The organism is Streptomyces sp. UC4497 (assembly GCF_054871485.1).
This window is the reverse complement of record NZ_JBTYHB010000003.1, coordinates 104,096-117,564: the sequence shown is the minus strand read 5'-3', so window position 1 is coordinate 117,564 and position 13,469 is coordinate 104,096. Positions and strand designations below refer to the sequence as shown.

The following is a 13,469-nucleotide window of genomic DNA, read 5'->3' as shown; positions in this document are numbered from 1 at the left end:
CACCCGTATTCATTGGAGGATCGCCCGATGACCGAGAGCACCGGCCTGACCGAGGTCCTGACCCCGCACGTGTCGAAGGGGCCCGTGCCGGGGGCCGTGGGGCTCGTGGCCCGCGGCGACCGCGTCGAGGTGGCGGCCGTCGGCCACACCGACACCGAGGGCGGGACGCCGATGGCCCGCGACTCGATCTTCCGGATCGCGTCGATCACCAAGCCGATCGTGGCGGCGGCCCTCATGACGCTCGTCGACGAGCGCCGTATCGCGCTCGACTCGCCGATCTCGCACTGGCTTCCCGAGCTCGCCGCGCCGAACGTGGTGCGCGATCCGGCGGGCCCGATCGAGGACGTGGTCCCGGCGGCCCGCCCGATCACCGTGGAGGACCTGCTCACCTTCCGGGCCGGCTGGGGACTCTCCTCCGACTTCTCGCTCCCGGCCGTGCAGCCGCTGTTCGCGCTGATGGACCCGCACCACCCGCTGCGGGTCCCCGAGCCGGACACCTGGCTGGCCTCGCTCGCCGGGGTGCCGCTGCTGCACCAGCCCGGCGACGTATGGCTCTACAACATCGGCTCGGACATCCAGGGCGTCCTGATCTCCCGCATGACGGGCAGCTCGCTCCCCGACTTCCTCGCCGAGCGGATCTTCGAGCCGCTCGGCATGGTCGACACCGGCTTCGAGGTCCCGGCCGCCAAGCACGACCGCTTCACCAGCGCCTACCTACCCACGGCCGACGGCGGCGCCGAGCTCGTCGACGCCCCGGACGGCCAGTGGAGCAGTCTGCCCGCGTTTCCCTCCGGCGCGGGCGGCCTCGCCTCCACGGCCGACGACTGGCTGGCGTTCGCCCGGATGCTGCTCGCCGGCGGCGGGTCCGTGCTCTCCGCGGACTCGGTGCGGCTGATGACCACGGACCACCTGACCGCCGAACAGCGCGCCGCGAGCGCCCTGTTCACGGAGGGCGAGGGCTGGGGCTTCGGCGGCTCCGTCGACGTCACCCGCACCAACCCGTACAACGTGCCGGGCCGCTACGGCTGGGTGGGCGGCACCGGCACCGCCGCCCACCTCACACCGTCGACCGGGACGGTGACGGTGCTGATGACGCAGCTCGCGATGAGCGGGCCGACGCCGCCGCAGATCATGCGGGACTTCTGGACGTACGCGGCGTCCTGAGCGCGTTCCGGTTCACTGCTCGCCGGACAGGATCGGCAGCAGGGACGCCGCCGACCAGCTGAAGTTCGGCGAGTTGAGCGGGGCACCGGTCAGCGGGTCGTAGTTCTCCTGGATCGGGCGGTCGCCGGTGAGCCCCTTGCTGTGGGCGAGGAGCTTGCCGGTGAGGTCGTCGGCGTCCTTGGTGTAGCCGTAGCGGCGCAGTCCGCTCAGCGCGACGTAGGCGTGGTCGAACCAGACGGGTCCGCGCCAGTAGGCCGTCGAGTCGAAGTACGGGGACGCCTTCGACACGGTCGGGAACGGCACGTGGGTGGCGAACTCGCCCGGCTCTGTAAGGCGTTGGCGCACGCGCGCGGCCTGCTCCTTGGTGGCCGCGCCGGTCCACAGCGGGACGGCGCCCTCGATGCCGCGGCCGCGGCCGGCGAGCGGCGCGCCGCCCTTCAGGGCGATGTCGTGGAACCAGCCGTCGGCCGGGTCGTAGAACTTGGCCCGCACAGCGGCGTTCGTGTCGTCCGCCTTCTTCCGCCATTTCGCGGCCTCGGCGGGGCGGCCGAGCGCGCCGGCGATGCGCGCCAAGTAGGCCTGGTCCTGGGCGAGATAGGCGTTGAGGTCGACGGACTCCTGGTCGAGCGAGTAGCCGAGCAGGGTGCCGTCGGCGGCGTGGTTGGCGACGACGGAGGTGCCGAGCTTCGCGTCGAAGCGCGGCGCGTTGTCCAGCCCACTCTCCCAGGCGGCGGCGAGGCGGCGCTCCTCGGTCGAGTCGTTGGCGGGGTCGACGGTGGCGCCGTACTCGGCGAGGCCGTCGTGGTCGTGGTCCCGGTTGCGGTACCACCAGGTCTGGTAGGCGGCGAGCTTCGGATACAGCTCGCGCAGGAAGGCCCGGTCGCCGCTCTTCTCGAACACCTCCCACACGGACCAACTCGCCATCGGTGGCTTGGAGTTGCGCTCGTTCCAGTTGCCGCCGCCGCGCGTGGGGTCGTTGTAGAAGACGGCGTCGGGGACCATGCCCGCGTCCTGCGGCCGGGTCTTCGACCCGGCGGTGATCTGCCAGTCGAACATGGACCGGATCTGCGACTCGGCGAGCTCCGGGTCGAAGCGGGCGGTGCCCACGGCCTGCTTCCAGCTGTCCCAGGCCCACAGACCTCCGGTGAACCACTTGTACGAGATGGAGGGCGTCACGCCGTCGTGCTTGATCTGCCCTGCCGCGGAACGCCAGTTGGTGACGAGGGTCTCCAGGGATTTCACGGCTGTACGGCGCCGTTCGGCGGGCACCCCGCGCGTGACCCCGGCGACGTAGCCGCGCCAGCGGGCGTCACCGGCGGTGGCGTAGGCCTGCGGGGCGGCCAGCACGGCGCGTGCCCGCCGGGCCTCGCGGGTGCGCTCGGCGTCGGTGAACGTGTACGACTCCGTCCAGTCGAAGCGGTGCGCGGCGCCGGGGGCGAGGGTGACCGGCGAGGCGGCCTCGGTCCGGTACTTGTCACCGTCGACGGTCGTGCGCACGGGGTCCTTGTGCGTGACCTCGAAGCGTTCGGTGCCGTCGGTGAGGTAGTCCCACTTCTCCCGCACCTTGGCGAAGTCGACACCGACGCCGTGCCCGGTGGGTTTCAGGGCGGGCGCGTCGTGCATGGGCGCCTTCTTCGGCCGCAGCAGACTGCCGCTCCAGTCGGCGCCGAGCGTGCGGGCCTTCGAGCCTCTGTTGTGCACCTCCGCGCGCACCAAGGCCGTCCGGTTGGTGGCGAACCGCAGCTCAAGGGTGAGGGAGAGCCCGCGCCCGAGGTCGTACGACTGGATCAGGCGCCCCGGCTTCGAGGTGAAGCGGGGCGTGCCACCGGCGGCGAGACCAAGCGTGCGTCCACCCTCGCTGAGCCGCATCCGGCTGAACGACTTGCTCAGCCACCACGGGTACTCCTGCGCGATGTAGAGCGGCCCGCTGAACCCGCCGTACGCGGCACGGTCCCCGGCCTTCGGCAGAGCGTAGGAGTGCCAGGCGCCGCGGTCCGAGAAGGTGCTGATGGGGTTGTTGTCCTCGGCATCCCCCGGCAACGCGGCCTGCGGGGTGCCGTGCAGGTCGAGGACGTCGGCGTAGTCGGGCGCGGGGCGCGGCGCGGCGGACGCGGGTGGCGCGGCGAGACCGGCTCCGCCGATGAGCAGGAGGGCGGCGAGGGCTGCGCGGGCGGGGCGGCGTGCGGGCTGATGGGCGGTCACGAGGCGGCACCTCCTGTTGACATGAACCTGCGAGAGCGGGATCTTCAACCCTGACTCTGTGCGCAATCGTGCACGCGCGCAAGGAGTTTCACGCACAAGTAAACACCGACTGGTCGTTCTGAGCGGAGACGCACCTCATGCGAAGACTGCACCAAGAACAGCCGTATCACCGGGCCCACCGAAGAGCCCGCGCCCTGGCCGCATGGACCACCGCGGCCCTCGCGGCGGCGCTCCTCACCGCCCCCGCGCACGAAGCGGGCGCGGCCACGCCGGGCAGTGGTGTGCTCGACGCCGAGCACAAGAGCGTCACCTGGCAGAGCCCCACCTACGCGTCCGGCACGGTCGACGACCCCAAGAAGTGTCCGTCGGCGGCCGAGGACCCGGACGGGAAGACCTGCGACCGCTTCGACCTCAAGGTGTCGGTCCCCGACGGGTATTGGGACGACAACCCCGAGGGCGGCGTTCCGGTCTCCATCGAGTGGGCGAAGCAGCCCAAGGACGACTTCGACATGTACGTCTACGACGACGCCGGCAAGCAGGTGGCGTCGAGCGCGGGCACCGCCGACCCGGAGGCGACCGTCATCCCGAAGGCGGACGGCACGTACCACGTGGTGGTCGTCCCGTACGACGTGCACGACAACTCCTTCGTCGGCAAGGCCTACTTGCCCGAGACGACGGACGCCGGGAACCTCACCTCCTTCAAGGGGGACGACGGCAGCTACACCATCGCCGCCGGGGACCTGAAGGCGAAGGCCGACTTCCTGAAGGGTGGTCAACTGCGGTTGCAGGCCGACCCGTCGGGCGATTTCAGCGACCCGGCAGGCGACCGGATCGTGCGCGAGCAGCCCGCCCGCGACCCGCACACGACGTCCTTCGACGCGGGCGCCTACTACGGCATCCGGTCCGCCGACGCCGTTCTGCGCGTCTACAAGAAGCCGCTGCGCTTCGGGCTCTACAAGGCCGACAACAGGACGCGGATCTGGCAGGAGGACAAGCCGCTGCGCTGGTCCACCGGCGGGATGCGGCAGAGCCTGGAGCGTGCGAAGGACGAGCAGTTCTTCGGTGGCGGTGAGCAGAACGGGAGCTTCTCCCACCGCGACAAGACGGTCCACGTCGCCAACAACACCGACTGGAACGAGGGCGGCTACCCCAACTCCCAGCCGTTCTACCTCTCTTCAGCCGGTTACGGCGCCTACCGGAACACCTTCGCCCCTGGTGTCTACGACTTCGGCCCTTCGGTCCACACAGGCCAGCAGGAACGCCGGCTGGACGCCTACTACTTCCTCGGTGACGCCAAGAAGGTCATCGGCAAGTACACGTCGCTGGTCGGCAAGCCGTTCATGCCGCCGGTCTACGGCCTCGAACCCGGCGACGCCGACTGCTATCTGCACAACGCCAACCAGGGCGAGCGCCACACCCTCGACTCCCTGAAGGTCGCCGACGGATACGTGAACAACCAGATGCCGCTCGGCTGGATGCTGGTCAACGACGGGTACGGCTGCGGGTACGAGAACCTCGCCGAGACCGCCAAGGGCCTCCAGGACCACAATGCCCAGCTCGGGCTGTGGACGCAGGACGGCATCGACAAGCTCGCCGACCAGGTGAAGGCGGGCCAGCGCGTCGCCAAGCTGGACGTCGCCTGGGTCGGCAACGGCTACGGGATGGCCCTCGACGCCTGCGACAAGGCGAAGGCCGGCATCGAGGACAACAGCGACGCCCGCGGGTTCGTCTGGATGCCGGTGTCGTGGGCGGGCGCCCAGCGGTGCGGCGTCCTGTGGTCCGGCGACCAGAAGCTGTCGTGGGACTTCGTGCGCTGGCAGATCCCGACGTACGCGGGCGCGACGATGTCCGGCATCGCCTACAACACCGGTGACATCGGCTCGATCTACTCGCACGACGCGAAGATGTACGCGCGTGATCTGCAGGCCAAGACGTTCCTGCCGGCCGTCATGACGATGGACGGCTGGGCCCGCGACATGACCACCGGCGAGAAGATCAACCAGCAGCCGTGGGTGGACGGCGAGCCGTACACCTCCATCAACCGCAAGTATCTGCAGCTGCGCGAGCGCCTGATGCCGTACCTCTACACGCTCGCCAAGCAGGCCTCGGACACCGGCGTCGGCGGCGTACGGCCGCTGTGGCTGGAGTACCCGGACGACGCCAACACCCTTGGGGCGCAAGCGAAGTACGAGTACCTCGCGGGCGACGACTTCCTCGTCGCGCCGGTCTACAAGCACTCGGACACCCGCGACGGCATCTATCTGCCGAAGGGCACGTGGACGGACTACTGGACGGGCAAGCAGTACAAGGGCCCGACCACCGTCGACGGCTACCACGCCCCGATCGACACGCTCCCGCTCTTCGTGAAGTCCGGGGCGATCGTGCCGATGTGGCCGAAGGGGACGACGTCGTGGAAGAACCGCGACAAGGGCCAACTGGGCTGGGATGTCTACGCGTCGGAGCCCGGCCACAGCGCGTACACGCTGTACGAGGACGACGGCGTGACCCGCAAGTTCAAGGACGGCGCGTCGGCCACGCAGCGGGTGACCGTCGACACCGACAAGCGAGGCTCCGTCATCAACGTCGGGGCGAGTAAGGGAAGTTACGCGGGCAAGGTGAGTGAGCGCGCGTACAGCTTTACGGTGCACGGGGGCGGGGCGCCCGAGCGTGTGACCGTGAACGGCCGCTCTCTGGCCGGGAGTTCATGGTCGTACGACGAGAAAACGCATGTGACGACGGTCCGCACGGCGGCACTGCCAACGGACAAGGCATTCACGGTGCGCTTGAGCACCTGACGGCAAGGGGGCCGGTCCACGGGTGTGGACCGGCCCCTCGCCCGCTCAGTCCACCCGCTCCGACTCGTGCCACCCCGAGTGCAGCGCCTGGTACTCCTCGGGCGTTGCCTTCGGTACGTACGTGCCGGGGCCGAACATCGCCTTGGCGAGCCGGGCCCGCACCCGCTGCCGGATGGTGAACTTCCGCTCCACCCCGTTCGCGTCGACCCGTGGCCCCAACTCGTAGGCCGTGGGCTGCTCGTGCTGGTTGAGGGTGTACAGCTCCGCCCGCGTGAGCGGCTCGTGGACCTCGATGAACTCTCCGTGCGGCAACCGCCTGATCTGCCCGGACTCGCGGCCGTGCAGCGCCTTCTCACGGTCGCGGTGCTGCAGGCCCTGGCAGATCCGTTTGGTGATGATGAACGCGAGGACGGGTGCCACGAAGCAGCTGATGCGCACGAACCAGGTGATGGCGTTGATCGACAGGTGCAGCTGCGTCGCGACGATGTCGTTGCCGCCGCCGATCAGCAGCACCGCGTACAGCGTCAGCCAGGCCACGCCGATGCCGGTCCTGACCGGCTTGTTGCGCGGGCGGTCCGCCACGTGGTGCTCGCGCTTGTCGCCCGTGATCCAGGATTCCAGGAACGGATACACCGCCATGAAGGACAGGATCACCGGGAACAGCGTGAACGGGAGGAAGACACCCAACTGCAGTGTGTGACCCCAGGCGTTGATCTCCCACGCGGGCATCACACGGATGAGCCCCTCGGAGAAGCCGAGGTACCAGTCGGGCTGCGCGCCCGTCGTGACGATATCCGTTCTGTACGGCCCGAAGGCCCACACCGGGTTGATCGTCGCCACCGCGCCGAGGACCGCGAGCACCCCGAAAACCAGGAAGAAGAAGCCGCCGGCCTTAGCCACATAGATGGGGAAGAAGGGCGCCCCGATGACCTTCTTCTCGCTGCGGCCAGGCCCCGCGAACTGGGTGTGCTTGTGGTAGAAGACCAGGATCAGATGGAGCGCCACCAGGCCCAGCATGATGCCCGGCAGCAGCAGGATGTGGATCGGATAGAGCCGGGAGATGAAGTCGTCGCCGGGGAACTCGCCGCCGAACAGAAACATCGCCAGGTACGTGCCCACGATCGGCACCGAGAGCACGGCGCCCTGCGCAAACTTGAGGCCGGTGCCGGACAGCAGGTCGTCGGGGAGCGAGTAGCCGGTCAGGCCGGTGATGATGCCGAGGAACAACAGGGTCCAGCCGAAAACCCAGTTGAGCTCGCGCGGCTTGCGGAACGCGCCCGTGAAGAAGACGCGCATCATGTGCACCATCATGCCGGCGACGAAGACGAGCGCCGCCCAGTGGTGGATCTGACGGATCAGCAGCCCGCCGCGCACCTCGAAGCTGATGCGCACCGTGGACTCGTACGCCTGCGTCATCCGGATGCCCTTGAGCGGGACGTACTCGCCGTCGTAGATGACTTCCTGGGTGCTCGGATCGAAGAAGAAGGTCAGAAAGGTGCCGGTGAGGATGAGGATGATGAAGCTGTAGAGGCAGATCTCGCCGAGCATGAAGGACCAGTGGTCCGGGAAGACCTTGCGCATCTGGGACTTGGCGAGTTGATAGATCCCGAGCCGGCCGTCCGCCCAGTCGGCGAGGCGTTCACCGGAACCCGGGGGGTCCGGGCGGCGCGCGTCGCCTCGTGTGCGTTCGCTGTCATCGCTCATACGACTCCCCCTACAAGGCCGTTGAGGCTCTCGTCAGAGTAGGGCGCGCGGAGGTGGCACCGACAGGGGGCGACGAGCAGTCAATTCCGTTGCGTGTTAACGCAATTGAGCCCCCTCCATCCGCTCCATCGCCGCCTCCACGGTCAGCGTGTGCGCCCAGGCCGCCTTGGCCGCCGCCTCCGGGTCGCTGCGCGCGATCGCGTCCGCCAGGTCGTCGTGGGCGCTCGCGCCGGGCAGCTCGGGCGTCCAGCTCGGGCGCAGCGAGGCGATGCTGTCGCGCACCGATTCGACGATGCTCTCGTACAGCTCGGTCATCAGCGGATTGCCGCTCGCGGCGACGACGGCCCGGTGGAACTCCACGTCCTTCTCGACGTACGCGGCCGGGTCCCCGCTCTCCTCGGCGCGGTGCCGGGCGAGCAGGGCGGACAGGATGCGGGCGAGGTCGGCCTCGCCGCGGTGGGCCGCGGCGGCGGGCGCCGCCTCCCGTTCGATGGCGAGGCGGACCTGGAGGATGTGCTTCAACTCGGCGCGGCGCAGGCGGCGTTGGAGCGCCGCGTTGAGGTCGCTCGCGGCGCGCACGTACGTGCCGTCGCCGCGCCGGGCCTCAAGGAGCCCGGTGTGACACAGCGCGCGGACGGCCTCGCGCACGGTGTTGCGGCCGACGCCGAACTCCTCCACGAGCTGCCCCTCCGGCGGGATGCGGTCGCCGACGGCCCACTCGCCGCGCTCGATGCGCTGCTCGATCCGGCCGATGGTGCGCTGGACCAGGGTGGCGCCGGGCTTGGCTGGTGCGGGCACGGGGTGACCTTTCTCGCTGCACGGGATACGTGGGCAAAAATATCCCATGTATGGGGGCGCTGGCCAGCCCGATATAGGGGTTCTTGCGGACTTACCAATGGTTTGCGTGCACTCCCTGAGCAGAAACATGGGATGTTACGTTGGGTCGCATGCCGCACAGTGCCCCCACATCCACCCCAACCGCCGCCGCGAAGCCGATGGCCGCCGCAACGGCGGCAGGCCCCCTCCTCGCCGCCGGCATCCTCCTCATCGCCATGAACCTCCGGCCCGGCGTCGTCTCCGTCTCGCCCGAGCTCGACACGATCCGGCACTCCACCGGGCTGAGCGGCTCACTGGCAGGGCTGCTCACCACGCTGCCGATCCTCTGTTTCGGCCTCCTCGCCCCGTTCGCGGCGAAGCTCTCGCGGCGCATCGGCATGACGCGGGCGCTCGGCGCGATGATGGCGCTGCTCACCGCGGGCATCTCGCTCCGCCTCGCACCTGGCCTGCCCGCACTGTTCGCGGGAACCGTTCTCATCGGCGCGGCGATATCCCTCTCGAACGTCCTCGTGCCGAGCGTCATCAAGCGCAACTTCGAGCGCCGCACCGGCCTGATGATGGGCCTGTACTCGGTGGCCCTGTTCTGCGGCGCCGCGCTCGCGGCCGGGGTGACCGTGCCGCTCGGGGACGCGCTCGGCCTCGGCTGGCGCGGCGCGATCGGCGTCTGGGCCGTGCTCTCCGCGCTCGCGTTCGCCCTCTGGCTGCCCCAGCTGCGCCGCTCGGACGCGCCGCCCACGACGAGCACGCAGGAGGCCAACGCCCGTACGCCACTGCGCCGTTCACCGCTCGCCTGGAAGATCACGCTCCTCATGGGCCTCCAGTCGCTCCAGTACTACGCGTGTGCCGCGTGGATCCCGGCGATGCTCACCAGCGAGGGCATGGACGGTACGCAGGCGGGGTGGATGCTGTCCGTGATGAGCCTCGCGGGCATCGCGGGTTCGCTCGCCTTCACGGCGCTCGTCGGCAGGTCGTCGAACCAGGTCGCCCTCGCCCTCACCGGCACGCTGCTCGTCCTCGGCTCCGTGCTCGGCCTGCTGGTGGTGCCGGTCGGCGGGGCGTACGCGTGGATGCTGATGCAGGGCTTCGGCTGCGGCCTGCTGATCAGCACGGCGCTCGCCGTGATCGTGCTGCGCTCCCCCGACGCCGCGCGTGCCGCGGAGATGTCCGGCATGGCGCAGAGCGTGGGCTATCTGCTCGCCGCCGCGGGCCCGTTCCTGCTCGGCGCGCTGCACGACGCGACGGGCGGCTGGACGGTGCCGCTGGTGATGCTCGCGGTGCTGTGCGTGCCGATGGGGCTCGCGGGCGTGGGCGCGGGGCGGGCCCGCCACCTGGAGGCGTGACCCCTCCGCTCAGCCCGCCGAGCCGGCGCCCTTGCGCTGGTTGGCATGAAAACGCGCCTTCTTCTGGCGATTCCCGCACGTGTTCATGTCGCACCATTTCCGGGTGCGGCTCTGACTGGTGTCGAAGAAGGCTGCCCGGCAGGTGGGCGACGCGCACAAGGCCAGCTTCCCGTCCCGTTCGCCCGAGATGACGCCGATCGCGTCGGCCGCGATCACGCTGAGGGCGTCCTCCACGCGGGAGTCCGGGCCGAGCTGCCAGCGCCGCTCTCCCTCGGGCGTCAGGACGGCCGCCGCCCGGCCCTGAGCGCTGCGGTCGTTGATGACCTGGACAGCGGACGCGGGGAGCGGGTCCCGGACCGCGGCCGCCGTCGCGGCGGCGTGGATCGCCTCCCGCAGCTCCCGGGCGAGGTCGAGCTCGGCGAGGGAGCAGGAGTCGACGGCGAGGCCGTACACCGCCAGCCAGTCGATGAGTCGCTGCGGCACGGGAATCCGCTCCACGGCGCTGCCACGACGCTCCGAGAGGGTCCCCGTGAAGCTGGTCGCGAGCACGTTGCCGAGGCGGAAGTCAGGAAATCCAGCAGGCATGGAACCACCTTAGGCGGTTGCCGCATGCTCCGGACTCCTGCTAGAACCGTCTTAGCCGGTTCCGCGATGGCCAGGAGGTCTCTCATGCCCCGCCCCACCAGCGACGTACAAGCATTTGAAGCCCGCGCGACCGACGCCGACCTCGAGGATCTGCGCGCGCGGCTGGCCGCGGCGCGGCTGCCTGAGGCCGAGACGGTCCGCGACGCCGGGCCCGGCCGGGGCCGGTGGGAACAGGGCGTCCCGCTCGCCGACCTCGTCGACGTCGTGAACCACTGGCGCACCGGGTACGACTGGCGGGCGTTCGAGGAGCGCCTGAATGCGATCGGCCAGTTCCGCACGACCATCGACGGTCTGGGCATCCACTTCCTGCACCGTCGGTCCTCGCGGGCGGACGCGACTCCCCTGCTCCTGACGCACGGCTGGCCGGACAGCGTCGCCCGCTTCACCGATGTCGTGGAGGAGCTGGCGGATCCGAAGGACACGGACGCGCCCGCGTTCCACGTCGTGGTTCCCTCGCTGCCCGGCTTCGGCTACAGCGACAGGCCGGCCACCACCGGGTGGGGAACCGAGAAGATCGCGGCCGCCTGGGTGGAGCTGATGGGAAGGCTCGGCTACGACAGGTTCCTGGCCCATGGCGGCGACTGGGGCGGCAACATCACCACGGTGCTCGCCGGTCGGTTCCCGGCGCACGTTCTCGGCATCCACACCACGTTCGCGGAAGGACTGCCCGGGGCGAGCGTGGAGGGGCTGACGCCGGCCGAGCGCCAATGGGCCGAGGAGACACGGGACTTCTGGCTGGGCACCGGCACGCGCCACCGCGCGGCGTACGCGAAGCAGCAGGCGACCCGGCCGCAGACCATCGGCTACGCGCTCGTCGACTCACCGGTCGGGCTGCTCGCCTGGATCCTCGACAAATTCGCCGAATGGACGGACACCGAGGACAGCCCGTTCGAGACGATTCCCATGGACAGGATTCTTGACGACGTCACCCTGTACTGGCTGACGCGGACCGGAGCGTCCGCGGCCCGCATCTACTACGAAAGCCACAACGCGCTGGACCCCGAACTTCGGGTCGACGTCCCGGCGGCCATCACCGCGTATCCCCGCGACGTCGAGAAGTGCCCGCGGCCGTGGGCGCAGGAGCGGTTCCGGCAGATCGTGCGGTGGAGCGAGCCCGAAAAGGGCGGACATTTCCCGGCCCTTGAGGTTCCCGAGTATTTCGTCAAGGACCTTCGAGAGGGACTCTCGGCGGTGCTGGCCGCCCGTCGGTAAACACAACTGGGTGCCGCCGAACCGTTGACCTGCCGTCACGCCTCTGCGATCTTGGCAAGCGCTTTCCCGCTGCCCAGTGTCCAGGGGGACCCATGTCGGAAACCGGCGCTCCAACACGTACAGCCACCGAAGCCAAGAGCCGCGCGCTCTTCTCGGGGCACTACACCCACCTGTGGGGCTTCCTGCTCGCGGGCTGGCTGATCAGCTACGCGGACCGCACCGTCACCGGGCCCGTCGTCGCCTGGATGATCGAGAACAAGGCGGGCTTCATCGGTGACGCCTCGAACCCGGCGACGCTCGGCGGGCTCATCGGCTCGATGTTCTTCACCGGCTACATGCTCACGCAGTACGCGGGCGGCCGGCTCGGCGACCGCTACGGCCACCGCGAGATGCTCGTCGTGTCCCTGTTGTGGGCGGGCCTGCTGACCCTGGTCTCCGGGCTGACCGGCGGGCTCATCGGCTTCGTCGTGGCGCGCGTGCTCACGGGGCTCGGCGAGGGTGTCTTCTACTCCAACGACCGTGTCCTGGTCATCAATCACACGCCCGCGGCCCGCCGCACCATCGGCCTCGGCGTCGTCCTGTCCGGCCTGTCCATCGGCCTGACCGTCGGCATCGTCGCCACCCCGCACCTGATCGACTGGGGCGGCACGCTGGGCATGGGCGGCCGCGCGTGGAGCATGCCGCTGTACGTGTTCGGGGTGGTGTCGCTGCTGGTGGCGGCGGCGACGTGGACGTTCTTCCGGGGCCGCGGGGACCGGCCGCTGCGGCTCGGCCCGCCGGCGCTGCGGCTGATCGGCTATTCGATCCCGGCGGCGGTCGCGATCACCGGACTCTTCCTGCTGGCCGACGAGTTCAGCTGGCCGGACTGGCTCACGGCGGTCGGCTCCGGCGTGCTGTTCCTGATCATGGTGACGCTCGTGATCCGCGGCATCGTGCGCACGGGACGCAGCTCCGAACTCCTCAACCGGAACGTCTGGTTGATCTACATCGGCTTCATCGCCGTGATGTGGAACCTGTGGTTCTTCTCGTTCTGGTCGGTGCAGATCGTCGCGGAGGCCGCGCACAGCAGCCTGGGCGCGGCGGCGCTCACCGCGGCGTTCAACGCGGGCGCGGGCATCATCGGCTTCCCGGTCGGCGGCTGGATCGCGGACCGGCGGGTGCGCGCGGGCAAGGGGCGCAAGCCGCTCGCCGTGACGTGCGCGGCGGTGCACACGGTGCTCGCGGTGGCGTTCGGCGTCAGCGTCCTGAACGGCGACCCGTCGCTGCTGCTGCTCGGCATGATCCTGTTCTGCTCGGGGCTGTTCTTCAACGCGCTCCAGCCGATCGTGCACAGCATCCTCGGCGACCTCGCCCCGGAGAAGGACCGCGGTTCGCTGTTCGGCCTGTTCAACCTGGTCGCGGAGATCGGCGCGGTGGCCAGCCCCGTCGTCAGCGGTGTGCTGCGCGACGCGACGGGCAGTTGGGCCGCGGGTGTGTTCACGGCGGCCGGGGTGATGGCCGTGGCGGTCGTCCTCTACGCGCTGGTGAAGGAGCGCATCCCGGAGGTCGCCGCCACGTGACCCGGTCCGGG

The 13,469-nt window shown here is 70.0% G+C and carries 9 protein-coding genes; 5 read left to right on the top strand and 4 right to left on the bottom strand.

What is annotated here, in order from left to right; genetic code table 11:
* Nucleotides 1–27: 27 nt before the first annotated feature.
* On the top strand, nucleotides 28–1,164 hold the full coding sequence (locus ACYSUO_RS05555) for a serine hydrolase domain-containing protein (protein WP_461774857.1): 1,137 nt from the start codon (nucleotides 28–30) through the stop codon (nucleotides 1,162–1,164).
* 12 nt (nucleotides 1,165–1,176) lie between these two features.
* Here the strand turns inward: ACYSUO_RS05555 and ACYSUO_RS05550 are convergent, their stop codons facing one another.
* A complete protein-coding gene (locus ACYSUO_RS05550) occupies nucleotides 1,177–3,366 on the bottom strand; it encodes an MGH1-like glycoside hydrolase domain-containing protein (protein ID WP_461774856.1) in 2,190 nt (729 codons plus the stop codon).
* Nucleotides 3,367–3,503: 137 nt separating this feature from the next.
* On the opposite strand from ACYSUO_RS05550, the gene ACYSUO_RS05545 reads away from it, so the two are divergent.
* Nucleotides 3,504–6,161 (top strand): glycoside hydrolase family 31 protein, encoded by a 2,658-nt coding sequence (locus ACYSUO_RS05545; protein ID WP_461774855.1) that lies wholly within the window; start codon nucleotides 3,504–3,506, stop codon nucleotides 6,159–6,161.
* Between the two features lie 45 nt (nucleotides 6,162–6,206).
* Here ACYSUO_RS05545 and qcrB read toward each other — a convergent pair whose 3' ends face one another.
* Both qcrB and ACYSUO_RS05535 read right to left on the bottom strand, forming a co-directional pair.
* Nucleotides 6,207–7,865, bottom strand: coding sequence for a cytochrome bc1 complex cytochrome b subunit (gene qcrB / locus ACYSUO_RS05540; RefSeq protein WP_461774854.1), 1,659 nt, complete (start codon nucleotides 7,863–7,865; stop codon nucleotides 6,207–6,209).
* Nucleotides 7,866–7,961: 96 nt separating this feature from the next.
* Nucleotides 7,962–8,663: a FadR/GntR family transcriptional regulator gene (locus tag ACYSUO_RS05535; protein ID WP_461774853.1), complete on the bottom strand. Its 702-nt coding sequence runs from the start codon at nucleotides 8,661–8,663 to the stop codon at nucleotides 7,962–7,964.
* Between the two features lie 149 nt (nucleotides 8,664–8,812).
* Here ACYSUO_RS05535 and ACYSUO_RS05530 point away from each other — a divergent pair, with 149 nt between their 5' ends.
* Entirely contained in the window at nucleotides 8,813–10,042 is a 1,230-nt protein-coding gene (locus ACYSUO_RS05530) for a CynX/NimT family MFS transporter (RefSeq protein WP_461774852.1), read from the top strand.
* Between the two features lie 9 nt (nucleotides 10,043–10,051).
* Here ACYSUO_RS05530 and ACYSUO_RS05525 read toward each other — a convergent pair whose 3' ends face one another.
* Nucleotides 10,052–10,627 carry a CGNR zinc finger domain-containing protein gene (locus ACYSUO_RS05525; protein WP_461774851.1) on the bottom strand — a complete coding sequence of 192 codons (576 nt, stop codon included), beginning with the start codon at nucleotides 10,625–10,627 and terminating at the stop codon, nucleotides 10,052–10,054.
* Nucleotides 10,628–10,711: 84 nt separating this feature from the next.
* Between ACYSUO_RS05525 and ACYSUO_RS05520 the strand changes: the two genes are divergently transcribed.
* Both ACYSUO_RS05520 and ACYSUO_RS05515 read left to right on the top strand, forming a co-directional pair.
* Nucleotides 10,712–11,899, top strand: a complete 1,188-nt coding sequence (locus tag ACYSUO_RS05520; protein WP_461774850.1) for an epoxide hydrolase family protein — start codon at nucleotides 10,712–10,714, stop codon at nucleotides 11,897–11,899.
* 92 nt (nucleotides 11,900–11,991) lie between these two features.
* Complete coding sequence (locus ACYSUO_RS05515; protein ID WP_461774849.1) at nucleotides 11,992–13,458, top strand: MFS transporter; 1,467 nt, start codon at nucleotides 11,992–11,994, stop codon at nucleotides 13,456–13,458.
* The last annotated feature ends 11 nt before the right edge of the window (nucleotides 13,459–13,469 follow it).

What these genes read in the sequence shown, in the direction of transcription:
- ACYSUO_RS05555 (WP_461774857.1), top strand. Translation starts at nt 28, where the DNA reads ATGACCGAGAGCACCGGCCTGACCGAGGTCCTGACCCCGCACGTGTCG.
- ACYSUO_RS05525 (WP_461774851.1), bottom strand. Translation starts at nt 10,627, where the DNA reads ATGCCTGCTGGATTTCCTGACTTCCGCCTCGGCAACGTGCTCGCGACC.
- ACYSUO_RS05545 (WP_461774855.1), top strand. Translation starts at nt 3,504, where the DNA reads ATGCGAAGACTGCACCAAGAACAGCCGTATCACCGGGCCCACCGAAGA.
- ACYSUO_RS05520 (WP_461774850.1), top strand. Translation starts at nt 10,712, where the DNA reads ATGCCCCGCCCCACCAGCGACGTACAAGCATTTGAAGCCCGCGCGACC.
- ACYSUO_RS05515 (WP_461774849.1), top strand. Translation starts at nt 11,992, where the DNA reads ATGTCGGAAACCGGCGCTCCAACACGTACAGCCACCGAAGCCAAGAGC.
- ACYSUO_RS05530 (WP_461774852.1), top strand. Translation starts at nt 8,813, where the DNA reads ATGCCGCACAGTGCCCCCACATCCACCCCAACCGCCGCCGCGAAGCCG.
- qcrB (WP_461774854.1), bottom strand. Translation starts at nt 7,865, where the DNA reads ATGAGCGATGACAGCGAACGCACACGAGGCGACGCGCGCCGCCCGGAC.